Origin of the sequence: Dickeya poaceiphila, from assembly GCF_007858975.2 — a bacterium.
Taxonomy (GTDB): Bacteria; Pseudomonadota; Gammaproteobacteria; order Enterobacterales; family Enterobacteriaceae; genus Dickeya; species Dickeya poaceiphila.
This window is the reverse complement of the sequence record NZ_CP042220.2, coordinates 2,932,908-2,958,643: the sequence shown is the minus strand read 5'-3', so window position 1 is coordinate 2,958,643 and position 25,736 is coordinate 2,932,908. Positions and strand designations below refer to the sequence as shown.

Below are 25,736 nucleotides of genomic sequence, written 5' to 3'. Positions count from 1 at the left end.
AATCAGGCTCCTGGTGAACGAGTAAGAGGGCGGATGTTGAGGCTGGCTGCGAGTAATAGCACTGCGACAACAGCCAGCGCCACACAGAGACTGCTCCATTCGGCGATGAAACCGAGCAGTGCCGGGCCGGTTAAAATACCGGTATAACCGAGCGTACTTACTGATGCAATCGCCAGTCCGACGGGCATGACCTGTTGGCGGCCTGCAGCAGAAAACAGAATCGGCACTACATTGGAGGTTCCGAGGCCGACCAGAGTAAATCCTGCTATCGCGGTAATCGGATTATCCAGTGCAATTGCCAGCAACAGGCCCAGTGAGGCGCATAAACTGCCGCCGGCAGCCATAACGTAACGTCCCAGCTTTTGCGTCAACCTGTCGCCATTGAGTCGCCCCAGCGTCATGGCGATGGAAAATGCAGCATAACCAACGCCTGCCAGTCGGGAATCAAGTCCACGTTCGGCACTAAGAAACAGGGCGCTCCAGTCCAGTATTGCGCCTTCCGCCAGAAACATAACGAAGCAAAGCGTACCGATGGTTATCACCACGCCGCGTGGTCGGACAAATAGCGGAGTCCGTTCTGCATGACCTGAACCATGCAACAAATGACGATGGGTGCCGCATAACAGCAACATACCGAGTAGTAACATCATGATGATTGTCGCCCACAATGGTGGACAACCGAGCCACAGCAGGCTGCTGACGCCGCCTGCGCCAGCAATGCCCCCGACGCTGTAAAAGCTGTGAAATCCGGACATCATTGCCCTTTCACTGGCTTTCTCGACCACCACCGCCTGAATATTCATGGTGACGTCCAGCAACCCAATGGCGGTGCCAAACAGGAATAGCAATACCGCCATGGCAGGCAGGGTGGAGATCTGCGTCAGCGTCGGCAGCAGGATAAACAGCGGAACTGCCGCAGACAGCATGACCCGGCGGCATCCCACACGGGCGCTAACAATGCCTGCCAGCGGCATTGCAGTTAGCGAACCGATAGCAATCATCAGCAGCAACATGCCTAACGATGCATCGTTGATATCAAGACGGGACTTGGCGTAAGGCACCAGCGGTGCCCAGGCCGATATTACCGTCCCGGTGATGAAAAATACCGCTCGTGTGGCAAATTGTACCGGTTTGTCATCCAATCGCTGTGACTGGCTTAGTGCTGAGGGGATTAAGGTTGTCATTGTTGAATAACTATCGTCGCTGAATCTGGCAGAGGGATATTTTTACCACAACTACGACGTTTTATCGAAAGGGGATATGTTTCGTTGGCAGAAAATGCGGGAAGGATTCCATAATCCGCGCGGAGATAAAAAATGCCGGGACAAGCCCGGCAATATGAAGATAATTTACAATAAAGCGGAGTAAAGAATGTGATGATAGCGAGATAATTCTAGAATTGTCGGGTGTAAGAATTTTGTCACTTAATGCTTATTATGCTGATCGGCTTTTTCATTCTGTGCGGTGGTGAGGCGGAAAATATAACCAGGATGAGATTATCGTTAGTGAAGATATATTACCAGATGCGAGTGTATTCGCTTTTCATGCGCTTTTTATCTTCAGATCTGGCTAAGTAGCACGTAGTTCCCACCTGATTGGGTCGTGTTTCCAAATAATGGAAATTTGACCTGATGTGTTATTCCACTAAATAAGAAAATAAAACGTGACAAAATATTTTATACCCTGAAAGCGTTGCAATTTTAAGTCAATACGGTGATGGGGCGGCGAGTTATCAGCAGGCTATTCAGTAAATGATTTGGGTGGCGGGGAAAACTGGCGTACTGGCAGCTTCGGTTATGCTGGATATATCTGGTAAAAATTTTTTATAAGACGGCAGATAAAAAGGTAAAAAAATAATATAACCGCGCGTTTTACATGGATAAAGTTAATGTTTTATTTTGTAATATTTTGCAGTATTGAAGCGGAATGGTTGAAAAATGATTTTAGGGTTTCTTGCTGCTGTTGTGCTGCCAGTGCCATAGGCAAGTGGATAATGTGTACCAACCGCCTGTGGTAATAGTATCCATGGTGAGGTGTCAGGCCCGCAGGTGGCAGACGATGAAAGACTCAAACACTGGCGTGACGGGTAGGTATGCCTAAAATAGTTTGAGTTGCAGGACAACACGCTCGCGTGTTGAACAACGCAACGCGTGTGGCCCTTTAGGACAAGGCTCATTAGGCCTTGTAACGCGGTTGGCAGCGGACCCACAGGTGCGAGGCTTAGGGATGGGCCGGGTAATAAAGCCAGCACACCGCAACGTTGAAGTATGACGGGTATAAGCAGGTTATTACGTGGTAGGAACCAAGCTAATGACTTTTTTTTTGTAGGGATAGGCCCGTATAATTCTCCACTTTCAGTTAGGTGACGGGGTGAATGTGCAGCAATTCTCTGACCTGCTGCGCCAGATGCATCAGGCGCTCAACGAACCCTTGCCGGAGAAGGCAGGATTTCATGCAGTTACGCTGACCATGTCGTTGCAGGACAGCTCGCAGTTGCTGGCGTGGCTGGCCTCACAGCCGCTCTATCCGCAGTTTTACTGGCAGCATCGTCAGGACGACGAAGAAGCGGTAGTGTGTGGTCAGGTACGTGTGTTTGAGGATATCGCGCACGCCGAGGCATTCTTGCAACGTGATGATGTGGATGACAGCGTGCGTCTGTGGGGGCTGAATGCGTTTGAACAACGCTCGCGCCCGTCAGAGGCGCATACTGCCGCGTTTCTGTTTCTGCCACGCGTCGCCTTGTTACGGCAAGGACAACGTCTGCGGTTGAGGGTCAATCTGTTCAGTGATATGTCGTTGCGCGATGAGGCTCGTCATGCGCAGGACTTTCTGAGCCAGTTGTTGCCGCTGCAACCGTTGCCGACTTTACATACCCGTATTGAAGCCACCTGCCATTGTCCGGATCGTCAGCAATGGATCACGCTATTGCATCAGGCGCTGGCGGATATCGCCGCCGGGCGGATGGAAAAGGTGGTGCCAGCGCGAGCTACGGTTTTATCGCTTGACCAGCCATTACGAGCGACTACCTTGATGGCGGCCAGTCGTGCGGCTAATTACCGCTGCTATCATTTTATGCTGGCGTTCGCGCCGTATCAGGCATTTCTCGGCTCCAGCCCCGAACGGCTCTATCGGCGGCGGCATACTCGTCTGGAAACGGAAGCGCTAGCCGGCACAGTGGCGAGTGACCCTAATGACGAAAAAGCCGCTGAGCTGGCAAACTGGCTGATGAACGATGTAAAGAACCAGTGTGAAAACATGCTGGTGGTGGACGATATCTGCCAGCGTTTGCATCAGTCTGCATTGACGATGGATGTGATGCCGCCGGAGATTGTTCGCCTGCGCAAGGTGCAGCATTTACGGCGAACGATTCAGGCAACCTTGCGCAGCGGAGTGGATAGCGAATGTCTGCATTTACTGCAGCCGACCGCTGCGGTAGCTGGTTTGCCGCGTGCTGTAGCGCGGGAGTTTCTTTCCCGGCATGAGCCGTTTCATCGTGGCTGGTACGCCGGTTCGGCGGGATATCTGTCTCGCCAACAGTCTGAATTTAGTGTGGCGTTGCGCTCTGCCAGCGTGGCGGAGAGGCAACTGACGCTCTATGCCGGTGCAGGAATTGTGGCGGGATCTGATCCAGAACAAGAATGGCAGGAACTGGAAAACAAAGCTGCTGGACTGAAATCGTTGCTGGAAGAGGCTATTTCATAGCGCGATTTATTGCCTGTTACTGGCTTATATCAAAGTTGGCCGGATGAAAAAAAATATAATTATTGCCACAACCCGCAACCGGAGTTGTTGAGTCGATCATGTCCACACATATTTTTAACCGTCGCTGGGCTACGGTAGTTTTTGAGGCGCTCAGCCGTCAGGGCGTGCGCCATGTCTGCATTGCTCCGGGATCGCGTTCTACGCCGTTGACATTGGCGGCTGCTTCGCATCCTGCGTTGGTATGCCATACCCATTTTGACGAACGTGGTCTTGGTCATTTGGCGCTGGGGCTAGCCAAAGCCTCTGGCGAAGCCGTGGCCGTGGTGGTGACTTCCGGCACGGCGGCGGCCAATCTTTATCCCGCTATTATTGAAGCCGGGCTGACCGGCGAGCGACTGGTCATACTGACGGCGGATCGCCCGCCGGAACTGATCGACTGTGGTGCTAATCAGGCGATTCGGCAACCCGGTATGTTTGCATCGCATCCGACGCTAACGCTGGATTTGCCGCGTCCTACCCCGGATATTCCGGCTCGCTGGCTGGTTTCTGCGCTCGATCATGCATTGGGCGAACTGCGCCACGGCGCATTGCATATCAACTGTCCGTTCGCCGAGCCGTTATATGGCGAAGACGATCCAACGGCGTTTCAGGATTGGTTACAGTCGCTGGGTGACTGGTGGCGTCAGCCGCAGCCTTGGCTGCAGAATGAGCGTGCGTTGCCGATGGCGCTGATGCAGCCAGACTGGCCGCAATGGCGGCAGCGACGTGGCGTGGTGATCGCCGGACGGGTGCCGTTGCAGGCTGGGGAGAAAATCGCGGCCTGGGCGCACCAGCTCGGCTGGCCGCTTATCGGCGATGTGTTATCGCAAACCGGTCAACCGCTGGCCTGTGCCGATTTGTGGCTTCAGCATCCGCAGGCGAAAACGTTGCGTCAGGCTGAGATAGTCGTTCAGTTTGGCGCCAGCCTGACGGGTAAACGTCTGTTGCAGTGGCAGGCAACGGCAGCACCTGAACAGTACTGGCTGGTAGACGGCTTGCCGGGGCGGCTTGACCCTGCACAGCATCGTGGCCGCCGGTTGGTAGCCGACATTACCGACTGGCTGGCGGCGCATCCGGCAGTGGCCCAACCGGCCTGGGCGCCGGAGGTGGAGTCCTGTGCGGCACGGGTTGCCCGGCAGGTGGCCGCACGCTTGTCCGGTGGCTTCGGCGAGGCGCAACTGGCGCATCGCGTTACCGAATTGCTACCGTCAGAAGGGCAGTTTTTCGTCGGCAATAGCCTGACGGTGAGGCTGGTAGATGCCTTTGCTCGCCTGCCGGCTGGATATCCGGTATATGCCAATCGTGGCGCCAGCGGCATTGATGGCTTGTTATCGACGTTGGCGGGCGTACAGCGCGCCAATGCCAGGCCAATGCTCGCTATTGTCGGCGACCTGTCGGCGCTGTATGACCTCAACGGGCTAGCGTTACTGCGTCAACCACCTGCGCCGCTGGTGCTGGTGGTGGTAAACAACGATGGTGGGCAGATTTTCTCGTTACTGCCGACACCGGAAGCACAGCGTGAAGCCTTTTACTGTATGCCGCAGCAGGTAGATTTTCGCCATGCGGCGGCGTTGTTTGGGCTGCGTTATGCGCGTGCGCAGCAATGGTCTGAGGTTCAGGACGCAGTCAGCGCCGGGTGGCGGTTGGGGGGGACGACGCTACTGGAAGTCGTGGTGGCACCTAAAGCGGGCGCTGAAACACTGCAACAGTTACTGGCTGAGGTACCATTGTGGTGATGCATTGCCGTTGTCTGGGGCAGCCACAGCCGGGAAAACCCTGGCTGGTAGTGCTTCATGGGCTGCTTGGCAGCGGCGAAGACTGGCAACCGATATTGCCGTATTTGGCTGACTGGCCGCTGTTACTGGTGGATTTACCGGGGCACGGCGAGTCTCGGTCGTTGCAGGTGGTTGATTTCGCTGACGTAAGCCGACAACTGGCCACGTTGCTGGCGCAACATGCGGTGACGGATTACTGGCTGCTGGGATATTCGCTGGGCGGACGCATTGCTATGTACCACGCCTGTCAGGGCAGCGTTGCCGGTTTGCAAGGGTTGCTGGTGGAAGGCGGACATCCGGGGCTGGCGTCGGCAGAAGAACGTGAGGCGCGACGCCAGCATGATGCCGACTGGGCGCGGCGTTTTCGTCACGAACCGCTGAAGAGTGTGCTACCGGACTGGTATCGGCAGCCGGTTTTTGCTCGCTTGTCGCCCACGCAGCGCGAGTCGTTGATAGTATTGCGCAGCGGCAATCACGGGCCTGCCATCGCTGATATGCTGGAAGCGACATCTCTGTCTCGTCAGCCTTATCTGATTGAGGCATTACACCAGCTACAGATTCCATTTGGTTACCTCTGTGGCAGTCAGGACACAAAATTCCAGGCGCTGGCCGCACAGCATCGTTTGCCGTTGCTGAGTGTGGATGGCGCCGGGCACAACGCTCATCAGGCGAATCCGTCAGGTTATGCCGAACGGGTCCGTCAGTTTATTTCGCATCCCGAAAGGAAGATTCAATATGCTTTATCCCAGTGAAGAACTGCTTTACGCACCGGTAGAATGGCACGATTGCAGCGGGGATTTTGTCGATATCCTCTATCATAAGTCGGCCGATGGCATCGCCAAAATCACTATCAATCGTCCTCAGGTGCGCAATGCGTTCCGCCCGCAAACGGTAAAAGAGATGATTCAGGCGTTGGATAACGCCCGCCATGACGACGGTATCGGCGTAATTATCCTGACCGGTGCCGGTGAAAAAGCGTTTTGCTCCGGCGGTGACCAGAAAGTACGCGGCGATTACGGCGGCTATAAAGACGACAGTGGCGTTCATCACCTCAACGTACTGGATTTTCAGCGCCAGATTCGTACCTGTCCGAAACCCGTGGTGGCGATGGTCGCCGGGTATTCGATTGGCGGCGGTCATGTGTTGCATATGATGTGCGATCTGACCATCGCAGCGGAAAATGCCATTTTCGGTCAGACCGGGCCACGTGTAGGCTCCTTTGACGGCGGATGGGGCGCATCCTACATGGCGCGTATCGTGGGGCAGAAAAAAGCCCGTGAAATCTGGTTCCTGTGCCGTCAGTATGACGCTCAACAGGCGCTGGATATGGGCCTGGTCAACACGGTGGTGCCGCTGGCGGAACTGGAGCGCGAAACGGTGCGCTGGTGTCGTGAAATGTTGCAAAACAGCCCGATGGCGTTGCGTTGCCTGAAAGCTGCGTTGAATGCCGACTGTGATGGTCAGTCCGGGTTGCAGGAGCTGGCAGGCAACGCCACCATGCTGTTCTACATGACGGAAGAAGGGCAGGAGGGCCGCAATGCCTTTAATGAAAAACGCCAGCCTGACTTCAGCAAATTCAAGCGGAACCCCTGATGCGTGAGGCTATCCTCTATCGTTACAGCGTGCCGATGGACGCCGGGGTTGTATTGCGTAATCAGCGCCTGAAAACCCGCGATGGATTGTTGCTTCGCCTGCGTGATGGTGAGCGTGAGGGGTGGGGAGAGATAGCGCCGCTGCCGCAGTTCAGCGTGGAAACGCTGGCGGAGGCGCTCGGCGCCGCGCAGGCACAGTTGCAAACCTGGTTGATGGGGCCAGTGCCGGATGAATGCGGGTTGCCCTCGGTTGATTTCGGCCTCAGTTGTGCACTGGCGGAACTCACCGGCGAACTGCCTGATGCGGCGGACTACCGCAAGGCGCCATTGTGCAGTGGCGATCCGGATGAGCTGTTCGCCATGCTGCAACACCTGCCTGAACCGTTGGCGAAGGTGAAAGTCGGGCTGTACGAGGCGGTGCGTGACGGCATGATCGTGAATCTGTTGTTGGAAGCACTGCCCAATCTACAGTTACGTCTGGACGCCAATCGCAGTTGGACACGCGCCAAAGCCGACGGGTTTGCCCGTTATGTGGCGCCAGACTATCGCTCTCGCATCGCTTTTCTGGAAGAGCCGTGTAAAACCCGTGATGAGTCGCGTGATTTCGCCCAGGCTACCGGTATCGCCATCGCCTGGGACGAAAGCGTGCGTGAGCCGGGATTTCGGGTTGAAGCGGAGCCGGGTGTGGCGGCGATTATTATCAAACCGTCGCTGACCGGCAGTCTGAACCGTTGCCGTCAACTGGTGGCGCAGGCGCATCAGGCCGGCCTGACGGCGGTAATCAGTTCCAGCATCGAGTCCAGCCTTGGGTTGACTCAACTGGCGCGGCTGGCGCGTTGGCTGACGCCGGGCGTACTGCCGGGGCTGGACACGTTGGATCTGATGCAGGCGCAGGTGGTGCGTACCTGGCCTGACAGTACGTTGCCGTTGATAGCCGCGGACGGACTGGAGCAGGTATGGCAATCCTGACCGACTGGCCTTGGCGGAATTGGGCTTCCGCCCAGCCGATGGCGCCGGCGCTGATAGACGACAGCGGAATCTGGACCTGGCAGCAACTGGCGACTCACCTTGAACAATTGGCAAGCGGGTTCGTTCGCCAGGGGGTGAAGCCAGGGATGGGGGTAGCGCTGCGTGGTAAAAACAGTACTGATATGCTGTGTTGTTATCTGGCGTTGTTGCAGTGTGGCGCGCGTTTGTTGCCGCTTAACCCTCAACTGCCGGATACGCTGCTGGATGCGTTGTTGCCCTCGCTGAATATCGAGTATGGCTTGTGTCTTGGCGAGCATCGCTGGCCGCAGAGTGTCAGACCACTGAGCCAGCCAGTGCCGTCGGCTGATACGGTGCCGTTATTGCCATGGGCCGTGCAACGACTGGCGACCATGACGTTGACGTCCGGTTCCAGCGGAATGCCGAAAGCAGCTGTGCATACCTATGATGCTCATCTGGTTAGCGCCGAAGGTGTGACGGCATTGATGGCGTTCAGCGCAGGTGATCGCTGGTTGTTGTCACTGCCGCTGTTTCATGTCTCCGGGCAGGGAGTCGTCTGGCGTTGGCTGGTTGCCGGGGCGTCGCTGGTCCTCAGACCAAATCAGCCATTGGATGTTGCCTTGCGGGTGTGTACCCATGCTTCGTTAGTTCCCACCCAACTCTGGCGGCTTTTGTCGCAGAGTCACGCGCCGGTAAGCTTGCGGGCGGTATTGCTGGGCGGTGCGGCGATTCCGGCAGGGCTGACACAACAAGCGGAAGCACGGGGTATTCGTTGCTGGTGCGGTTATGGTATGACTGAACTGGGTTCCACGGTGTGTGCCAAGCGTGCCGATGCTCATGCTGGGGTTGGGCTGCCGTTGGCGGGGCGTGAGATAAAACTGGACGGTGAAGAAATTCTGCTGCGTGGCCCTTGTCTGGCGGAAGGTTACTGGCGTGATGGGCGCTTGATCCCGCTTACTGACGCACAAGGCTGGTTTCATACCAGGGATCGTGGTCAGTGGGATGGCCGTGAGTGGCAAATTCTGGGGCGTCTGGATAATCAGTTCTTCAGCGGCGGCGAGGGGATTCAACCGGAAGATGTGGAAGCCGTTTTGCTACAGCATCCGGATGTGACTTATGCTTGTGTGGTGCCGATAGATGATCCGGAGTTTGGTCAGCGACCGGTGGCGGTTGTTGAGGTAGAAAATGGCTTACCGCTGTCGCAGCTAATTGCCTGGTGGCAACCTCGACTGGCTGGATTCCAGCGCCCGGTGGCGTGTTATCTGCTACCTGCTGAGCTGAACAGCGGCGGAATTAAAATATCTCGCCAGCAGGTGAAAAATTGGGTTGAACAGCAACCACGTTGCACGGTATGACGGGCCGACATGGTTTATCGCAGTACGGGCTGGTTGTCGTTTCGGCTAATCTGAAAGAGAATGATGTCTCTGTTTTTCATCAAAATCTTACTACGCTTGCGGTTATTTACGCTTTTGACTGCTGAATATTTGGGTAAAATGCGTGTTGGCATCGCGGTATTGTGCGCGTTTAACGTATTGTTTTAAGGATTATAGACATGAAAAAGTGGGCTATTGCTTGTGCGGGCAGTCTGTTGCTGGCGACCGTTTCCGCTCATGCCATTAGTATTTCTGGAGAAGCTGGGCGTGACTACACGGGTGTCGGCGCTGGTTTCGGCTTGGGGATACCTGGCGTGTCGGGCAATGTGGGTTGGAATCATGATGACAAACACAACAATAACGTTTACAGCGCTGGTGTGGATTATACCTTCGCGTTGAGCAACGCGTCACTCAGTGTGGGCGCCAAAGGTCTTTATCTGAACCAGAACCATTTCGACGATGGCTATGGCGTTGCGCTGGGCGGCGGACTACAGGTGCCGTTGGCCAATTCCGTGTCCCTGTACGGCGAAGGTTATTACTCGCCGGACGCGTTTTCAAGCCACGTTGATCACTATGTGGAAGCCCGTGGTGGCGTGCGTTGGCAGCCATTCCGTCCGTTATCGCTGGATGTTGGTTATCGCTATATCAATATGGCTGCCGGTGAAGCCGGCAAAGACAACCGGGTAGCGGATACGGCTTACGTTGGTGTTGGACTGAATTTCTGATTTCCCCGTATCGGTTGGCAGACAAAAGGCGTGCTGAGTCACGCCTTTGCCTTTTTATCAGATGGCGCTTTCTGTCAGGCAGAAAGCGCCATTGTGTTTATGGCGTCGAGTTTCTACAGTGGTGTGAAACCATCATAAGGAGTGCCGCGGATGCTTAGGGTCGAGATGTTATGTACCGGTGATGAAGTGCTGCACGGGCAGATTGTGGATACCAATGCCGCCTGGCTGGCGGATTATCTGTTTTCACAAGGTGTGCCGATGACCAGCCGCATGACGGTGGGCGATAAGCTGGAAGAACTGGTGACGGCGCTGACTGAGCGCAGCCAGATTGCCGATGTGCTAATCGTCAATGGTGGGCTGGGGCCAACCAGCGATGATCTCAGTTCGCTGGCAGCGGCCACGGCAGCCGGAGAAACACTGGTTGAGCATCCTGAATGGATTGCGCGTATGGAAGCGTTTTTCACCGAGCGTGGACGGGTTATGGCCGACAGCAATCGCAAACAGGCGCAATTGCCCGCCAGCGCTGAATTGGTTGATAACCCGGTGGGTACTGCCTGCGGTTTTGTGATGCAACTAAACACGTGCCTGATGTTTTTCACCCCCGGTGTGCCGTCTGAATTCAAGGTGATGGTGGAACAACAGATTCTGCCGCGACTGCGTCAACGTTTTGTTATTGCCGAACCGCCGCTGTGTCTGAGACTGACCACGTTTGGCCGCTCCGAAAGCGATCTTGCCAGCCAACTCGACAGCCTGCCGCTGCCGCCGGAAGTCGTTCTGGGGTATCGCTCCTCCGTACCGATTATCGAACTAAAACTGACCGGCCCGGCGACACGGCGTGAGGAGATGGAAGCCGCGTGGCAAAGGGTGCGTGATGTCGCTGGCGAAAATACGATTTTCGAAGGTACGCAAGGGCTTCCAGCCCAGCTGGCGCGTCGTCTCACTGAGCGTGGGCTGCGCCTGACCGTGGCTGAAGACTTCACCGCCGGTTTGCTCAACTGGCAACTGCGTGAAGCGGATGTGCCGTTATCCGGCGGCGAATTGCGGGTGGAAAACGGAGTGTTGGCGTTGGCTGCCGCTGCCGGGGAAACTCAGGCGCTGGCACAGCGCCATCAGGCGGAATTAGCGCTGTATGTTGGCCGCTCTGATGATGGCGTTCTGATGCTGGCACTGCATACCCCGGAAGGGACTTTCGCCCAGACGATTCAGGTGAATGTGAGACGTTATAGCCGTAAGACGCATCAGGATGTGGTGGCGATGCTGGCGATGAACATGCTGCGCCGCTGGCTCAATGGCTGGCCGGTGTATGGCGGTCATGGCTGGATCAGCGTGCTGGAGACGTTGTAAGTCGTCGCCGGGAAATGGCGCGTGCGGGGGCAGTTGCCCCCGCCGTTAACGCTCAGGAATCAGTACAATAGCGAATACAGCTGACGGCGGTAACGGGCCGCCAGGGCATCGCCGGTACCGAGTGCGGCCATAATATCCATCAGCGTTTTGCGGGCATTGCCGCCGGCAGCAGTCAGGTCCTTCTTCAACATCCCCATCAGCAGTTCCAGCGCTTCTTCGTTACGCCCTACCTGATGCAGTTGCAGGCTGAGCTGCACCGCCAGTTCCTGATTATCTGGCGAGGCGGCCAGTTGCTGCTGTAATTGCTGAATTTCCGGTGTATCCGCCGCCTGTTTCATTAGTTCGATTTGCGCTACCAGCCCGTGATAGCGGGTATCCTGATCCTGTAGCGGAATGGTATCCAACACCGCTTGTGCGTCATCACTGCGGTTGAGTTGGATCTGTACTTCCGCCAGCAGCAGCGCGATATCGCTGCGTTTAGTATCCAGTTGCCACGCATCTTTCAGTAATACGGCGGCTTCTTTCAACTGATTTTCCTGAATCAATTGCTGAGCCTGTGCCAGTTTCAGGTCTTCGGCTTTCGGCAGCACACGTTGCAGCAGGTCACGGATGACTTCTTCGGGCTGTGGTCCCTGGAAACCGTCAACCGGCTGACCGTCTTTGAACAGATACACGGTTGGGATGGCGCGCAGGCCGAACTGCGCCGCCACGCGTTGCTCGGCGTCGCAGTCCACTTTAGCCAGAATAAACTGGCCGGCGTATTCTGCTGCCAGTTTGTCCAGCACCGGACCCAGTTGCTGGCAATGGGTGCTGCGATCAGACCAGAAATAGAACAGCACCGGCGCACTCATGGACTGTTCCAGTACCTGATGCAGGTTGGTTTCGTTGATATCAATCACGTTGGCGTGTTGTTCAAACATATCATTCTCTCTCAAACTTTTTAGCCATTATGGGGGTGATGTCCGCCACTTCAACCCCGAATCAGGATTTTGTCCGCAGCAGGTGATCAAGCACGCGGCCCGGCAGCAACCGGCGTAGTACGGTGATGCCGTGGGCGAGCAGCGTCACCGGATAGCGCAATTTCGGACGCGGGCTTTCCAGCGCATGAATCAATTTAGGCAGCACCGCCTGCGGCGGCAGCGTGAAGCGGCTGGCGATGCCGGGATTAGTGACCGGTTGGTCCTGCTGCGTCTGAGCTACATTGTCGGTGAAGCGCGTACTGATGGGACCGGGTTCGATCAGCGATACGTGCAAACCACTGCCGTGCAGTTCCATACGCAATGCGTCGGACCAGGCTTCCAGCGCGTATTTGCTGGCCGCGTAAGCGCCGCGTCCTGGCGTGGAGATAAGCCCCATGACCGAACTGGTCTGGATAATTCGCCCTTCGCCATGCGGCAACATGGCAGGCAGCAATAACTGTGTTAGCTGATGTGTGCCGAACAGGTTGCTGGAAAACTGCTGTTCCAGTTGCTGGCGGGAAATGGTGTTGAGTGGCCCGTATAACCCGTAACCCGCATTGTTGAATAAACCATAGAGCCGGTTACCGGTCAGCGCGATCACGATATCGGCGGCCTGTCTGACGCTGGCGCTGCTGTCGAGATCCAGATCGATCCCTTCAAAACCCAGCGAATTCATGCGTGCTACGTCCTGATGACGGCGGCAGGCCGCCAGTACGCGATAACCGCGTTGTTGCAAACATTGAGCGGCAATCAAGCCAATGCCGCTGGAGCAACCGGTAATTAAAACCGCTTTTTGCATAACTTTACCTAAAGAAAACGCTTAAATATCAAGAGTAGTGGTTAACTGTTAATCTTTATAGACTCAGTGCTGATTAATAACGGCGTCGAGCTGTGTTGCCATCCAATTGGCGATAAACGGCTGAGCATCGCGGTTTGGGTGGATGCCGTCATCCTGCATCCATTCCGGTTTGAGATAAACCTGTTCCATGAAAAATGGCAGCAGTGGAATAGCAAACGTTTTGGCAAGACGCGGATAAACGGCGCTGAACGATTCGGTATAGCGTCGCCCATAGTTGGTCGGCAGGCGGATTTGCATCAGCAATGGCTGAGCGTTGGCCGCTTTGACCTGGGTAATGACGCCAGCGAGATCCTGCTCTATGTTCTGGGGGGGAAAACCACGCAGGCCGTCATTGCCGCCCAACTCTACCAACACCCAGCGTGGCTGGTGCTGTTGCAGCAAGGCGGGAAGGCGTGCCAGCCCCTGCGTTGCGGTGTCGCCGCTGATGCTGGCGTTCACTACCCGAACCGGAACGGCGGGAGAACGGGACTGCCAGGCGGCATCCAGCAACGCAGGCCAGGCTTGATTCGCCGCCATGCGATAGCCGGCGCTCAGGCTGTCGCCCAACACTAACAGCGTATCCGTCGCCAAAGCGCGCAGACTGAACAGGCCCCAAAATAGAAGGATAACGACATGCCAGCGGAAAACATTCTTGAGGTTCATCATCTTAGTAAGCACGTTGGTCAGGGAGAACATCAGCTTTCCATCCTCACCGGAGTTGAGCTGGTTGTCAAACCTGCTCAGACCATTGCGCTGGTGGGGGAGTCCGGATCGGGAAAATCCACCCTGTTGGGGATTTTGGCTGGTCTGGATGACGGCAGCAGCGGACAGGTGTCACTGCTTGGTCAGCGGCTGGACCGTCTGGATGAAGAAGGCAGAGCGGCGTTGCGGGCACAGGACGTGGGGTTCGTGTTCCAGTCTTTTATGCTGGTGCCCACCCTGACCGCGCTGGAAAACGTACAGTTACCGGCATTACTGCGTGGTGAGAGTGATCGCCACAGCCGCCAGCAGGCGGAGCAACTGTTGCAGCAACTCGGTCTGGGCGCGCGGTTACATCACCTGCCTGCACAGCTTTCCGGCGGCGAACAACAGCGTGTGGCGTTGGCGCGTGCTTTCAGTGGTCACCCGAAGGTACTGTTCGCCGATGAGCCAACCGGTAATCTCGACCGTCAGACCGGCGAGCGCATCGCTAACCTGCTGTTTTCTCTCAACCGTGACTCTGCGACCACACTGATACTGGTGACACATGACGAGCAACTGGCGGCGCGTTGTGAACGTTGCCTGCGGCTGCGCGACGGCAAACTGTGGGAGGATGCATGATTTGGCGTTGGTTTTGGCGGGAGTGGCGATCGCCGTCGTTGCTGATTGTATGGCTGGCGTTAACGCTGTCGGTAGCCTGCGTGCTGGCGCTCGGCTCTATCAGTGATCGCATGGAGAAAGGGCTAAGCCAGCAGAGCCGGGATTTTCTGGCTGGTGATCGCGTGTTGCAGGCGTCTCGCCCGGTGGATGAGCGCTGGCTGCAACAGGCGCAGCAGCAGGGGTTGACGCCAAGTCGGCAGGTATCGTTCATGACCATGACCTACGCAGGCGACAACGCGCAACTGGCGCAGGTCAAAGCGACTGATGAGCGTTATCCGCTGTATGGCGAACTGAAAACCCAGCCGGTTGGGATACGGGTAGCGCCGGGTACGGTGCTGGCCGCACCGCGTCTGCTGGCGTTACTGGGAATAAAAGTGGGCGATAAGTTGGATGTCGGCGATACCACCTTGACCGTCGCTGGGGAATTGCTGCAAGAGCCGGACGCGGGGTTTAATCCGTTCGAGATGGCGCCGCGGGTGCTGATGAATCTGGCGGACGTGGAGAAAACCGGCGCGATTCAGCCCGGTGGACGCATTACCTGGCGCTATATGTTTGCTGGCTCCCCGTCGCAAATCGCCCGTTTTAGCGAGATTATCAAACCCCAGCTGAAACCGGATCAACGCTGGTATGGTATGGAGGATTCGCAGAGCGCGCTGGGTAAATCGCTGCAACGCTCCCAGCAGTTCCTGCTGCTATCGGCATTGTTGACGTTGCTGCTGTCAGTGGCGGCAGTAGCGGTAGCGATGGGGCATTACTGTCGCAGTCGCTACGATCTGGTGGCGGTACTGAAAACGCTGGGTGCCGGGCGGCAGGCGTTGCGCCGGTTGATTATCGGGCAGTGGGTAGCGGTGCTGGCGTTGTCGGCGTTGGGCGGCAGCCTGTTAGGGGTGGGTTTTGAGGCTCTGCTGATGCGTGCGTTAGCATCAGTGCTGCCAGGCGAATTGCCCACAGCCGGGCTATGGCCATGGTGCTGGGCGCTGGGAACACTGGTGTTGATTTCGTTGCTGGTGGGCATTCGCCCCTACCGGCAATTGCTGGCGACCCAGCCGCTGCGGGTGTTGCGTCAGAACGTGGTGGCGAATGTCTGGCCGTTGCGTTACTACCTGCCGGTAGTCGGAGCGGTGGTGATGGGTTTGCTGGTGGTGGTGTCTGGCGGCGGTGTGCTGTTATGGTCTTTGCTGGGCGGGGTGCTGATATTGGCGCTGTTGCTAGGCGGAATTGGCTGGGGAAGCTTGTTATTGCTGCGCCGCCTGACGCTGAAAACGTTGTCGTTGCGCCTTGCCATTAACCGCTTGTTGCGTCAGCCATGGGTAACGCTGGGCCAACTGGCGGCATTTTCGCTGTCTTTCATGCTGCTGGCATTGTTGCTGTTGTTGCGTGGCGATTTGCTGGATCGCTGGCAGCAGCAGTTGCCGCCTGGCAGTCCTAATTACTTTGTGCTGAACATCAGCGTCGATCAGGTGCCGCAGGTGACGGACTTTCTGGCTCAGCATCAGGTGAAATCGGAAACCTTCTACCCGATTATTCGTGCCCGCCTGACGCAAATCAACGGACTGCGCGCCACTGATTTGATACGTGAGGATGACCCCGGCGGGGAAACCGTCAACCGGGAACTGAATTTGACCTGGCAGGCGCAACGGCCAGAGCATAATTCGCTGGTGGCCGGGCAGTGGCCGCCGAAAGCGGGCGAAGTGTCGATAGAACAAGGCGTAGCGCAGCGTCTTGGGGTGAAAATCGGCGATACGCTGACGTTTACCGGTGATACCCAGCCGTTTCAGGCCACCATCAGCAGCCTGCGGCAGGTGAACTGGGAAAGCCTGCGGCCAAATTTCTTTTTCATTTTTCCGCCCGGTGCGCTGGATAGCCAGCCGCAGTCATGGTTGACCAGTTTCCGCTATGACGGCGGCGGTACGTTGGTAACCCAATTCAACCGCCAGTTTCCGACGCTGACGGTGCTGGATGTCGGCGCCATTCTCAAGCAAATCGGCACGGTGTTGCAGCAGGTGGGGTTAGCGCTGGAAGTCATGGTAGTGCTGGTGCTGTTCTGCGGCGCGCTGTTGCTACTGGCGCAGATTCAGGTTGGCATGGGGCAGCGACGCCAGGAACTGATGGTCTATCGTACATTAGGCGCTGGTCGGCGTTTGCTGCGTGCCACACTGTGGTGGGAATTCGCGGTGCTGGGGTTGTCTGCAGGCGTGGCGGCGGCGTTGGGGGCGGAAGCGGCGTTGTGGTTGCTGCAACGTAAGGTGTTCGATTTCCCATGGCAACCGAACCCGTGGCTGTGGGGCGGCTTGCCGGTCGTGGCGGCGTTGCTGTTGTCGTTGTACGGCAGTTGGCTGGGGCTGCGTTTGCTAAGGGGGAATGCATTGTTCCGGCGTTATCATGCCTGAGTTAGCCTCAGGCATTTTTGCTGGTGGAGTTTTTGTGTTTCGCCAGATACTGATGCTGGAAGATGCACATACGAATAGTGTTGCGATATTCGCCGTTGATGAAAAATTCGTGGATTAATTCGCCTTCTACTTCAAATCCCAGCTTAGTGTAGATGTGGATGGCTTTCTGGTTCTCTTTGTCTACGATCAGGTACAGCTTGTAGAGATTGAGAATCGAAAAACCGTAATCCATTGCCAGCAGTGCAGCGGCGCTGGCATAGCCGCGCCCCTGATGAGCCGGATCGATGATTATCTGAAATTCGGCACGGCGGTGGATGTGGTTGATGTCTACCAGTTCCACCAGCCCGACTTTGATGGTGTCGTGCTCAATGATAAAGCGGCGTTCGCTTTGGTCGTGAATGTGTTTGTCGTACAGATCACTCAGTTCGACAAACGCTTCATAAGGCTCTTCGAACCAATAACGCATGACGCTGGCATTGTTATCCAGTTGATGAACGAAAGTGAGATCGTCGCGCTCCAGCGGACGCAGACGTACGACTTCATGGATGTCTGACATAAACCATCCTGATGGTGGGTGATGACGTGACGTTAACCAGCTTGCGGGATGGGGTCAATCGGCTGGCGATGAAAGTATTGGAAGAGGCGCGGCCTGTGTTTAAGGCCGCGCAGTTCAGATGAGTTAGAAATCAACGCTGGCGCGCAACACCACTTCACGCGGGTCGCCAATCGCTACATATTGGCTGCTGCCGCTGGAAGGGTAGTAGGTCTTGTCGAACAGGTTTTTGATGTTCAGTTGCCATTTCACCTTGTAACCGTTGATCGGCACGTTATAGGCGATAAAAGCATCCGCTACGGTGTAGTCGTCAAGGAAGAAACTATTGGCGGCATCACCGGGGCGACGGCCCACATAACGAGCGCCAATACCGGCGCGTAGATCATCGCCGGCGTGCAGGCCCAGCGTGCCGAAGTCATTGGTCAGGAACAATGAGGCGGTGTGGCGCGCCACGTTAGCCATTTCATTGCCCTGATTCGTTGGGTCTGCGGTGACACGTGCATCGGTAAAGGCGTAGGCACCAATCAGGCTCAGGCTGTCGGTCAGTTTGCCCGCGACATCCACTTCTACCCCTTGTGAACGTACCTTACCGGCGGTGCGGGTAACCGTTTCGCTGATGCCGTTAATGGTTTGCAGCTCATCCACCATCACGTTGCGCTTTTGAATATCGAATAACGCCAGGTTGGCGGTAATACGATTGGGGAGATCCAGCTTGGCACCAATCTCGTAGGAGCGCCCGACTTCCGGCTCCATCGTCGCCCCGATTGCTTTGTTGACGGCCGAGTTAGGCTTAAAGGATTCGCTATAACTGGTGTACAACGAGGCGTAAGACGTGAGGTTGTACACGACACCCGCGCGTGGCACCAGTCGGCTGTCTGACCTGTCGGTATTGGTCACAAAGGGACGTCCTTTGCCTGACATGACATCGAAGCGGTCATAGCGCACACCGCCTAACAGCATCCAGTGTTCATCCAGTCGTATGGCGTCCTGCATGAAAACGCCGGTGCTATCGACATCTTCTTTCTGGTCGCTCTCAGCCGCGATAATGTCGTTGGATGCCGGGAAGAGGCCGTATACCGGGTTATAGATATTGAAACTGCTGTTGTTCTTGCTGCGAATCATATTGCCGCGATGGGTACGGTCAGCTTCATGATCGAAACCGAATAACAACTGGTGGTTGATGTTGCCCCAGTCGATATCGCCATTTAACGTCAGTTGCACATTTTGTGACTGACTGTGCGCATCCTGAGTCGCATCAGCCCGGCGTGTCAGAAATCCGGTTTTCGGATTAAGCGACATGGCTCGCGCCTGATTGTCGTTATAGGTATTGCGGCTATAGGCGTAATTCAGTTTGCTTTTCCAGCGCTCGTTCAGCGTATTTTCCATCTGGAACGTCAGCGTGTCTTGATCGCCGCGGGTGGCGTTGTACGCTTCATCAAACCGGCGTTCGCGCGGCGTGGCGACCGGTTTGCCGGTGCGGCTGTCGATCACGGTGCCGCGATCAAACGGCGTCAGGTATTCCATGTGCTCGTAAGAGACCCGCACCGTGGTATTGTCGCCGTACCACATCAGCGACGGCGCGATAGTGGTTTGACGGTTGCGGCCAAAATTACGCCAGTAGTCGGTTTCATCGTGATCGACAATCATGCGATAAGCCAGGCCAGAGGTGCCGAGCGGGCCGGTGACATCCAACTGGCCGCCGCCGCCGTTATAGCTGCTGTTCCAGCCTTCAACGTGGGTTTTCTGCACCAGTTCCGGTTTTTTGCTGATGATATTGATCATCCCGCCGGGATCGCCCCAGCCGTACAGCATCGATGCCGGCCCTTTCAGGACTTCTACTCGCTCGGTCGTCGGGGTGACGTTGCGTGCCTGAATCGAACGTACGCCATCGCGCAGGATGGAACCGTCACGGTTATCGCCGAAGCCACGTTTCATCACGGCGTCCTGCGTTCCGCCCAGCGTGTTGGCCTGGGTGATGCCGCTGACGTTGTACAACGCGTCGTCAAGGTTTCTGACTGCCTGATCCTCCAGTACCTGCTGTGGCACCACATTGACAGCTTGCGGAATATCCAGCAGACGACTGTCGGTGCGGGTACCTGTGACGGCGTTATGCGGCTGGTAGCCGGTGTCCCCGGTGCCATGTGTCGGCGTGCTGGCAGTCACCACTATGGTGTCTTCCTGCTTTTTCGTCGTTTTTGCGGCTGTGTCGTTGTCGGTTGATGTGGTGGCGGCCTGAAGACTGAACGGCAGCAAAGCCAGTAGCGGCCAGCCTTTTTGCCAGTGACGGTTATTCATGTGTTAACTGACTCCAATAGGTCCCTGAAAAATCGATCGGTAAAAATTGTTGATAGAGTTGTTGTAAGGTGTGTTGCGGGTCGATGTCGCCAAACAGTGTCGGATAAAGGGCTTTGGCGAACATTTCCACCATCACTACGTGATAGGGGCTGAGATAAAAGTTGTGCCACATGCTCCAGGCGCGGCCAGTGCTGACGGCGCTCAGGTGCGAGAGCAGCGGCTCCTGCATCAGCAGGGTGCGAAAACTGTCGCTGGCCTGCCGGGGCGTCACGTCCGGGCCGAGCATCAGATCGGAAAGGCGTTTGCCGTCCGGCCCCGCCATGCCGGTAGCGATGTAGACATCCGGTTTGGCGGCCAACGCTTGTTCTGGACTCAGTTCGCCGTATACGCCTTTCACCTTGCCTGCCGCGATGTTATCGCCGCCGGCGAAGGCCAGTAGCTCGCCAAGATTACCGTTAACCGCAGTGGTACAGCAGGTGTCGCGGCGTCCAAGATGTAGATGCAGCATTACTGTGGCCTTGCGGCCCTGATAGTGCGCCAGTCGCGTTTTTATGGCGTCCATGTGCTGCTGGTAGAAGACGATAAAGGCATCGGCGCGAGACTGTTGATTGAGCACGTCGCCCAACAGACGCAAGCTGGGTACGGTGTTTTTCAGCAGGTCGATACGTAAATCAACATAGATATAGGGAATACCCGCCTGCGTTAACGCCTGCTGGATACGTTGTTCATTGTCGGCGCCTTTGGCCAGCCTGGGCAGGATCACCAGATCGGGTTTCAGCGGCAATAGCATCTCTGCGTTGACGCTGTTGAGAGTGCCGTTACCCAACTGCGGGATACGGGCGATATCAGGAAATGTCGTGGTGTAGCGGTCCCAGCTTTGGGCATCGTAACGCGCCATGTCGCCCGGCCACCCCACCACGCGCTGCGCCGGGTTCCCCGGTTCCAGCAGGGCCAGCGTATACAGCATACGGCTTTCGCCTAGTACGATGCGTTGCGGGTTATCAGGAATAGTGACCTGACGGCCACTGATGTCGGTGACGGTTTTGGCCTGCGTCAGTGGACTGAAGCTGAGTAGGGTGAAGAGGAGAAAAATGATGCGCATGTTTTTTTCTCGTAGTAATAAGGCGGGGAAAAATAATAACAATTGTTTTCATTTGCAACAAAAACCAAGAAGAAATGAGAATAAAAAAGAAAAAACTATTATATTTCAAATTGATGAGGGGAATTATGTAAATAATTAAAGTCACTGGGGTAGAGCGACGCAGTGTCGCTCTGGGGGAGGGGGTTTACTGTTTACTGTCGTGGTGTTCGTAGCCACGGCTAAAGTAGCGTTCCAGACGGCCTTGCAGCAATTCCAGCCCGATGGAGAGCAGCCAGTAAATGACGGCGGCGGTAGTCAGCATTTCCATGTAGTGATAGGTGCTGCGGCCATAGGACTGAGCCAGAAAGTTCAGTTCCCACAGCCCCATCAGCGACACCAGCGAAGAATCTTTGATCATCGAAATGAACTGGGAACCGGCTGGCGGAATAATGATACGCAGTGCCTGTGGCGCCACCACGTGGGTGGTAATCACCCAACGCGACAGGCCCAGCGCCATGGCGGCTTCTTTTTGACCACGAGGAACCGCGAGGACGCCGCTGCGGATGGTTTCTGCCAGATAGGCGCCATAGTTTAATGACAACGCAATGATACCGGAGGTAAAGGCACTCATCACGATACCGACCTGTGGCAGGGCGAGGTAGATAATCAGCACCTGAACCAGCAAAGGAGTGCCGCGAAATAGCGAGACATAAAACGTGGCGCAACCGAAGGCGATTGCACTGGAGGAGAGGCGCCCAGCGGCGGTGAGCGCCGCCAGCAGGGTACAAAACAGCATGGATATAATGGTGATGACGACGCTCAGCACTGCACCCTGAATAAAACCATCTGGCGAGAGGTGCATTCCCAGCATGGAAGGCAGTTTCTGCCGAATCAGGTTAGTATCCAGATCCATAGACGAAAACAGCCACAGCAGCAGGCTGAGCAGCACCAGCCAGGTCAGACCGGTACGCAGACGAAAACCCAATCCGGCTCGCTCAGGTACCGGTGGCATGTGGGGCGGGGTTTTTGCGGACGAACGCGACATTACGGGGTGACCCCGGTGATGTCTTCACCAAACCATTTCATAGAGATGGCTTTCAGGGTGCCGTCGGCACGCAGTGCGGTGATGGCGTCGGCCACAGTTTGGCTCCATTGCGGGTCGCCTTTATCAACGGCAATCCAGTTTGGTTCGGCGTACAGCTCTTGCAGGATGCGCAGTTGCGGCAGTTTTTCGAGGCGTGGTTTGGCCGTAATGCGATCAGAAATTACTGCATCCAGTCTTTTACCTGGACCCAGCGCCAGATTGCGGAACGCCATTTCTTCGTCGGTGGGCACTGCCTGCACGTGATCGAATGGATAGACGATTGGCTTGCCGCCGGGGATCACTAGGCTTTTGTTCAGGTAATTCTCGTAGCTGGAACCCAGGCCCAACCCCACTTTCTTGTTGCTCAGGTCGGCGGCGGAGTGGATGTTTTTTTCATCTTTATGAACGATCAGCACGGCAAAGGTGCTGTAGTAAGGGGTAGCGAAATCCAGTACTTTGGCGCGTTCGGCGTTTGGCGTCATGGAGCAAATGCACATGTCCCAGCGGCCCTGCCATTTGCCGCCGACGATGGTTTCCCAGCCCGGCGTCGCCAGTTCCAGCTTTGCTCCCAGTTTCTTCGCTACGGCATTAGCAACGTCTACATCGAATCCAACCAATTGGTTTTTATCGTCGAGGTAGCTAAATGGCGGATAGTCATTGAACAGCACGTTACGGACTACGCCGGTCTGTTTTACCCGGTCCAGCGTGCTGCCGGCTTGTGCAGCGCTGAATATGAAACAGGCGCTTAGACCTAGCGCCATTAGTGCGAGACGTTTTTTCATCTATTTTCCCTACAAGCGAGCATCACAGCGATTAACGCGGGGCGAGTGGCCGCGTCCCGTCAGTGAAATCACAAAGGCTCTATCTTATAGCAGCCGTGGGCGTGTGCAAAATACGGTCTTTGCCGCGCGATTGGAAGGCTGGGCATAAGCATCGGTGACTGGCGGCATCTCATAGTCCCAATAAATAAGCCCGATAAAAACAAACCTGCCACCGAAGTGGCAGGTTTGTTTGACAGTGTGAGAAACGGTTTGCGTTATTTTTTGCGGGCGTACTTCAGCGAGTCCAGCGCGACGGCGAATATGATGATGCCGCCTTTGATGATGTACTGCCAGTAAGGGCTAACGCCGATATAAGTCAGGCCGTAGTTGATGAGGGTGAAGATGATAACCCCGGTCACGACGCCTGCGACCGTACCCACACCACCGGCAAACGACACGCCGCCGACCACGCACGCCGCGATGGCGTCGAGTTCGTACATGAAGCCCAGGTTGTTGGTGGCACTACCGATACGGCCTGCTTCCAGCATACCGCCGAAAGCATAGAACACACCTGACAGCATGTACACCAGGATCAGGTTCAGCGACACGTTCACGCCGGAGACTTTGGCGGCTTCCGGGTTACCACCGATAGCGAAGATGTTTTTGCCAAAACGGGTCTTGTTCCACAGAATCCACACGAACAACGACGCAATTGCCGCATAGAACGTGATGTACGACAGCTTGAAGTCGCCGAGACGAATGAAACCTTGGGTGAAGGTAGAGAAACGGTCGTCAAAGCCGGCGATCGGGGAAGCGCCCACGATGTCGTAGTACAGTGAGTTGATACCGTAAACGATGATCATCGTACCTAATGTCGTGATGAACGGCGTCACTTTCAGGTAAGCGATGATAATACCGTTAACCAGGCCGATCACCGCACCGATGGCGCAGACGATCAGAATTACTACCGGAATCGGCATGGTTTCCAGATGTGGGAACACCTTGTTGCTGTTGTCCATCGCCTGTAACAGCGTGGCGGCGACGACCGCGGCGAGGCCGACCTGACGACCAGCCGACAGGTCTGTACCCTGAGTGACGATAAGCCCTGCTACGCCGAGCGCGATGATCACACGCACGGATGACTGGGTCAGAATGTTACTCAGGTTGGTAAAACTGAGGAAGGTGGGGTCCTGGAGAATAATAATCACCAGCAATACTAACAGCACGGCGTAGATGCCGCTGTCTTTCAGCCAGGTGAGCGCACTTTTTTTAGTTGTAGCTTTCATGATAACAGCCCTTGCATCATTAAAGGTGTAACGACGCTAAACGGAGGATCTCGTTCTGCGTGGTGTTCTTGGTTTCGACAATGCCTGCGACGAGGCCATTACTCATTACCAGAATGCGGTCGGTGATGCCCAGCAATTCCGGCATTTCAGAAGAAATGATGATGATTCCCTTGCCCTTTTTCGCCAGCTCTGAAATGAGCTGATAAATTTCGAATTTGGCGCCTACGTCGATGCCGCGGGTTGGTTCATCCAGCATCAGAATTTCCGGTTGAGTCAGCAGCCAGCGTCCGATGATCACTTTCTGCTGGTTACCGCCGGACAGCGAGCCGATAGACGTGTGGTGGCCGGGGGTTTTCACCCGCATAGAGTCGATAACCCACTGCACATCGCTTTTCATGCGCTTGTTGTCCAGCAGGCCGAGGCTGTTCTTGTATTTGTGGATGTTGGAAATCAGCGAGTTGAAGCCGACGTCCAGATAGGCATAGATACCGGTAGATCGCCGCTCTTCGGTGACCAGCGCGAAACCGTTGTTGATAGCTTCGTTGGCGGTATGGTTGTGGATGTCTTTGCCATGCAGCTTGATGGTGCCGCCGAGTTTTTCACGGATACCGAACAGGGTTTCGACGATATCGGTGCGTTTGGCGCCGACCAGACCGGCAATTCCCAGAATCTCACCCTCACGCAGGTCAAACGACACATCGCGTATTGACGGCTGGCGCATTGAGGTCAGGCCACGCACTTCCAGCATCACCTCGCCTGGGGTGTTGGTTTTGTCCGGAAAACGCTGATTGAGGGAGCGGCCAACCATCATAGCGATGATCTGGTCCATATTCAGCCCTTCCAGCGGTTGGGTGGCGACCCACTGACCATCACGCAATACGGTGATTTCATCACACAACTGGAAGATCTCTTCCATCTTGTGGGAGATGTAAACGATACCGCAGCCCCGGTCTTTCAACTTACGGATGATAGTGAACAGGTGGTTCACCTCTTTTTCCGTCAGTGATGAGGTGGGTTCGTCCATGATGACGATTTTGGCGTTGTAGGAAAATGCCTTGGCAATTTCGATCATCTGCATTTGCGACACGGACAAGGTAGCCACTTTGTCGCGCGGGTCGATATCGATATCCAGTTCATCGAAAATCGCTTTGGTATCGCGATACATTTTTTCCTGATCGACGAACAACCCTTTTTTCGGGTAACGGCCAAGCCACATGTTATCCATGACTGAACGTTGCAAAACCAGATTCAATTCCTGATGCACCATGGATACGCCATTCTCCAGCGCTTCTTTGGCGCTTTTGAAATCGATTTCCTGTCCCTGAAATTGAATGCTACCTGAGTCTTTTTGATAAATGCCGAACAGACATTTCAGCAGAGTCGATTTTCCTGCGCCGTTTTCTCCCATCAGGGCATGGATAGAATGCGGTCGTACCTTCAGGTTGACATTATCCAATGCCTTTACACCGGGAAACGACTTGCTGATAGTGGTCATCTCCAGTAGGAATTCGCGCTGAGTGGTTAGAGTGTCGCTGGTCATATTTTACCTGGTCAAAATAATTACCTGGCTGAAAGGTTGCCGGGCTTGAACAT

At 55.7% G+C, this 25,736-nt stretch carries 21 protein-coding genes; 10 read left to right on the top strand and 11 right to left on the bottom strand.

Annotation, left to right across the window (positions count from 1 at the left end; all coding sequences use genetic code 11):
* Positions 1-2: 2 nt before the first annotated feature.
* Entirely contained in the window at positions 3-1,184 is a 1,182-nt protein-coding gene (locus Dpoa569_RS13160) for an MFS transporter (RefSeq protein WP_050569421.1), read from the bottom strand.
* A gap of 1,186 nt (positions 1,185-2,370) precedes the next feature.
* On the opposite strand from Dpoa569_RS13160, the gene menF reads away from it, so the two are divergent.
* The 8 genes from menF (at position 2,371) to Dpoa569_RS13120 (ending at position 11,537) form a co-directional block, all read left to right on the top strand.
* Positions 2,371-3,702: an isochorismate synthase MenF gene (gene menF, locus Dpoa569_RS13155; RefSeq protein ID WP_050569422.1), complete on the top strand. Its 1,332-nt coding sequence runs from the start codon at positions 2,371-2,373 to the stop codon at positions 3,700-3,702.
* A 98-nt stretch (positions 3,703-3,800) separates the two neighbouring features.
* On the top strand, positions 3,801-5,477 hold the full coding sequence (menD, locus tag Dpoa569_RS13150) for a 2-succinyl-5-enolpyruvyl-6-hydroxy-3-cyclohexene-1-carboxylic-acid synthase (protein ID WP_146411441.1): 1,677 nt from the start codon (positions 3,801-3,803) through the stop codon (positions 5,475-5,477).
* Positions 5,477-6,268: a 2-succinyl-6-hydroxy-2,4-cyclohexadiene-1-carboxylate synthase gene (menH, locus tag Dpoa569_RS13145; protein WP_042869382.1), complete on the top strand. Its 792-nt coding sequence runs from the start codon at positions 5,477-5,479 to the stop codon at positions 6,266-6,268. The genes menD and menH overlap by 1 nt, the downstream gene beginning before the upstream one ends.
* Positions 6,252-7,109: a 1,4-dihydroxy-2-naphthoyl-CoA synthase gene (gene menB, locus Dpoa569_RS13140; RefSeq protein WP_042869384.1), complete on the top strand. Its 858-nt coding sequence runs from the start codon at positions 6,252-6,254 to the stop codon at positions 7,107-7,109. Before menH ends, menB begins: the two co-directional genes overlap by 17 nt.
* Positions 7,109-8,077, top strand: coding sequence for an o-succinylbenzoate synthase (menC, locus tag Dpoa569_RS13135; protein ID WP_042869386.1), 969 nt, complete (start codon positions 7,109-7,111; stop codon positions 8,075-8,077). Before menB ends, menC begins: the two co-directional genes overlap by 1 nt.
* The gene (menE, locus tag Dpoa569_RS13130) at positions 8,065-9,450 is read left to right on the top strand and encodes an o-succinylbenzoate--CoA ligase (RefSeq protein ID WP_042869387.1); all 1,386 of its coding nucleotides are present in this window, start codon (positions 8,065-8,067) and stop codon (positions 9,448-9,450) included. Before menC ends, menE begins: the two co-directional genes overlap by 13 nt.
* 197 nt (positions 9,451-9,647) lie before the next feature.
* Positions 9,648-10,193, top strand: a complete 546-nt coding sequence (locus Dpoa569_RS13125; RefSeq protein ID WP_042869388.1) for a YfaZ family outer membrane protein — start codon at positions 9,648-9,650, stop codon at positions 10,191-10,193.
* A gap of 150 nt (positions 10,194-10,343) precedes the next feature.
* Positions 10,344-11,537, top strand: coding sequence for a nicotinamide mononucleotide deamidase-related protein YfaY (locus tag Dpoa569_RS13120; protein ID WP_042869389.1), 1,194 nt, complete (start codon positions 10,344-10,346; stop codon positions 11,535-11,537).
* Between the two features lie 59 nt (positions 11,538-11,596).
* Here the strand turns inward: Dpoa569_RS13120 and Dpoa569_RS13115 are convergent, their stop codons facing one another.
* The 3 genes from Dpoa569_RS13115 to tesA form a co-directional block, all read right to left on the bottom strand.
* Positions 11,597-12,457: a co-chaperone YbbN gene (locus tag Dpoa569_RS13115; RefSeq protein WP_042869390.1), complete on the bottom strand. Its 861-nt coding sequence runs from the start codon at positions 12,455-12,457 to the stop codon at positions 11,597-11,599.
* Between the two features lie 61 nt (positions 12,458-12,518).
* Positions 12,519-13,295, bottom strand: a complete 777-nt coding sequence (locus tag Dpoa569_RS13110; protein ID WP_042869391.1) for an SDR family oxidoreductase — start codon at positions 13,293-13,295, stop codon at positions 12,519-12,521.
* Between the two features lie 63 nt (positions 13,296-13,358).
* Positions 13,359-13,997: a multifunctional acyl-CoA thioesterase I/protease I/lysophospholipase L1 gene (gene tesA, locus Dpoa569_RS13105; protein WP_164837114.1), complete on the bottom strand. Its 639-nt coding sequence runs from the start codon at positions 13,995-13,997 to the stop codon at positions 13,359-13,361.
* Between tesA and ybbA the strand changes: the two genes are divergently transcribed.
* Complete coding sequence (gene ybbA, locus Dpoa569_RS13100) at positions 13,968-14,654, top strand: putative ABC transporter ATP-binding protein YbbA (RefSeq protein ID WP_042869393.1); 687 nt, start codon at positions 13,968-13,970, stop codon at positions 14,652-14,654. The genes tesA and ybbA overlap by 30 nt on opposite strands.
* Positions 14,651-17,083, top strand: coding sequence for a putative ABC transporter permease subunit YbbP (gene ybbP, locus Dpoa569_RS13095; RefSeq protein ID WP_146411438.1), 2,433 nt, complete (start codon positions 14,651-14,653; stop codon positions 17,081-17,083). The genes ybbA and ybbP overlap by 4 nt, the downstream gene beginning before the upstream one ends.
* A 7-nt stretch (positions 17,084-17,090) precedes the next feature.
* On the opposite strand, the gene speG is transcribed toward ybbP, so the two are convergent.
* The 7 genes from speG to mglA form a co-directional block, all read right to left on the bottom strand.
* Entirely contained in the window at positions 17,091-17,639 is a 549-nt protein-coding gene (speG, locus tag Dpoa569_RS13090; RefSeq protein ID WP_042869394.1) for a spermidine N1-acetyltransferase, read from the bottom strand.
* 123 nt (positions 17,640-17,762) lie between these two features.
* Entirely contained in the window at positions 17,763-19,931 is a 2,169-nt protein-coding gene (locus Dpoa569_RS13085; RefSeq protein WP_146411435.1) for a TonB-dependent siderophore receptor, read from the bottom strand.
* Positions 19,924-21,033: an ABC transporter substrate-binding protein gene (locus Dpoa569_RS13080; RefSeq protein ID WP_042869396.1), complete on the bottom strand. Its 1,110-nt coding sequence runs from the start codon at positions 21,031-21,033 to the stop codon at positions 19,924-19,926. Before Dpoa569_RS13080 ends, Dpoa569_RS13085 begins: the two co-directional genes overlap by 8 nt.
* Positions 21,034-21,217: 184 nt before the next feature.
* Entirely contained in the window at positions 21,218-22,057 is an 840-nt protein-coding gene (locus Dpoa569_RS13075) for an amino acid ABC transporter permease (RefSeq protein ID WP_128569695.1), read from the bottom strand.
* The gene (locus tag Dpoa569_RS13070; RefSeq protein WP_146411432.1) at positions 22,057-22,878 is read right to left on the bottom strand and encodes an ABC transporter substrate-binding protein; all 822 of its coding nucleotides are present in this window, start codon (positions 22,876-22,878) and stop codon (positions 22,057-22,059) included. Before Dpoa569_RS13070 ends, Dpoa569_RS13075 begins: the two co-directional genes overlap by 1 nt.
* Before the next feature lie 254 nt (positions 22,879-23,132).
* On the bottom strand, positions 23,133-24,143 hold the full coding sequence (gene mglC / locus Dpoa569_RS13065) for a galactose/methyl galactoside ABC transporter permease MglC (RefSeq protein ID WP_042869397.1): 1,011 nt from the start codon (positions 24,141-24,143) through the stop codon (positions 23,133-23,135).
* Between the two features lie 19 nt (positions 24,144-24,162).
* Positions 24,163-25,683 (bottom strand): galactose/methyl galactoside ABC transporter ATP-binding protein MglA, encoded by a 1,521-nt coding sequence (mglA, locus tag Dpoa569_RS13060; protein ID WP_042869398.1) that lies wholly within the window; start codon positions 25,681-25,683, stop codon positions 24,163-24,165.
* Positions 25,684-25,736 lie beyond the last annotated feature (53 nt).

Bases quoted from the DNA above. Each gene is read 5' to 3' on its own strand.
- menD (WP_146411441.1), top strand. From the start codon at position 3,801: ATGTCCACACATATTTTTAACCGTCGCTGGGCTACGGTAGTTTTTGAG.
- ybbP (WP_146411438.1), top strand. From the start codon at position 14,651: ATGATTTGGCGTTGGTTTTGGCGGGAGTGGCGATCGCCGTCGTTGCTG.
- Dpoa569_RS13125 (WP_042869388.1), top strand. From the start codon at position 9,648: ATGAAAAAGTGGGCTATTGCTTGTGCGGGCAGTCTGTTGCTGGCGACC.
- Dpoa569_RS13075 (WP_128569695.1), bottom strand. From the start codon at position 22,057: ATGTCGCGTTCGTCCGCAAAAACCCCGCCCCACATGCCACCGGTACCT.
- Dpoa569_RS13160 (WP_050569421.1), bottom strand. From the start codon at position 1,184: ATGACAACCTTAATCCCCTCAGCACTAAGCCAGTCACAGCGATTGGAT.
- menC (WP_042869386.1), top strand. From the start codon at position 7,109: ATGCGTGAGGCTATCCTCTATCGTTACAGCGTGCCGATGGACGCCGGG.
- ybbA (WP_042869393.1), top strand. From the start codon at position 13,968: ATGCCAGCGGAAAACATTCTTGAGGTTCATCATCTTAGTAAGCACGTT.
- mglC (WP_042869397.1), bottom strand. From the start codon at position 24,143: ATGAAAGCTACAACTAAAAAAAGTGCGCTCACCTGGCTGAAAGACAGC.
- menE (WP_042869387.1), top strand. From the start codon at position 8,065: ATGGCAATCCTGACCGACTGGCCTTGGCGGAATTGGGCTTCCGCCCAG.
- Dpoa569_RS13080 (WP_042869396.1), bottom strand. From the start codon at position 21,033: ATGCGCATCATTTTTCTCCTCTTCACCCTACTCAGCTTCAGTCCACTG.
- menB (WP_042869384.1), top strand. From the start codon at position 6,252: ATGCTTTATCCCAGTGAAGAACTGCTTTACGCACCGGTAGAATGGCAC.
- Dpoa569_RS13110 (WP_042869391.1), bottom strand. From the start codon at position 13,295: ATGCAAAAAGCGGTTTTAATTACCGGTTGCTCCAGCGGCATTGGCTTG.
- mglA (WP_042869398.1), bottom strand. From the start codon at position 25,683: ATGACCAGCGACACTCTAACCACTCAGCGCGAATTCCTACTGGAGATG.
- Dpoa569_RS13070 (WP_146411432.1), bottom strand. From the start codon at position 22,878: ATGAAAAAACGTCTCGCACTAATGGCGCTAGGTCTAAGCGCCTGTTTC.
- menH (WP_042869382.1), top strand. From the start codon at position 5,477: ATGCATTGCCGTTGTCTGGGGCAGCCACAGCCGGGAAAACCCTGGCTG.
- tesA (WP_164837114.1), bottom strand. From the start codon at position 13,997: ATGAACCTCAAGAATGTTTTCCGCTGGCATGTCGTTATCCTTCTATTT.
- speG (WP_042869394.1), bottom strand. From the start codon at position 17,639: ATGTCAGACATCCATGAAGTCGTACGTCTGCGTCCGCTGGAGCGCGAC.
- Dpoa569_RS13115 (WP_042869390.1), bottom strand. From the start codon at position 12,457: ATGTTTGAACAACACGCCAACGTGATTGATATCAACGAAACCAACCTG.
- Dpoa569_RS13120 (WP_042869389.1), top strand. From the start codon at position 10,344: ATGCTTAGGGTCGAGATGTTATGTACCGGTGATGAAGTGCTGCACGGG.
- Dpoa569_RS13085 (WP_146411435.1), bottom strand. From the start codon at position 19,931: ATGAATAACCGTCACTGGCAAAAAGGCTGGCCGCTACTGGCTTTGCTG.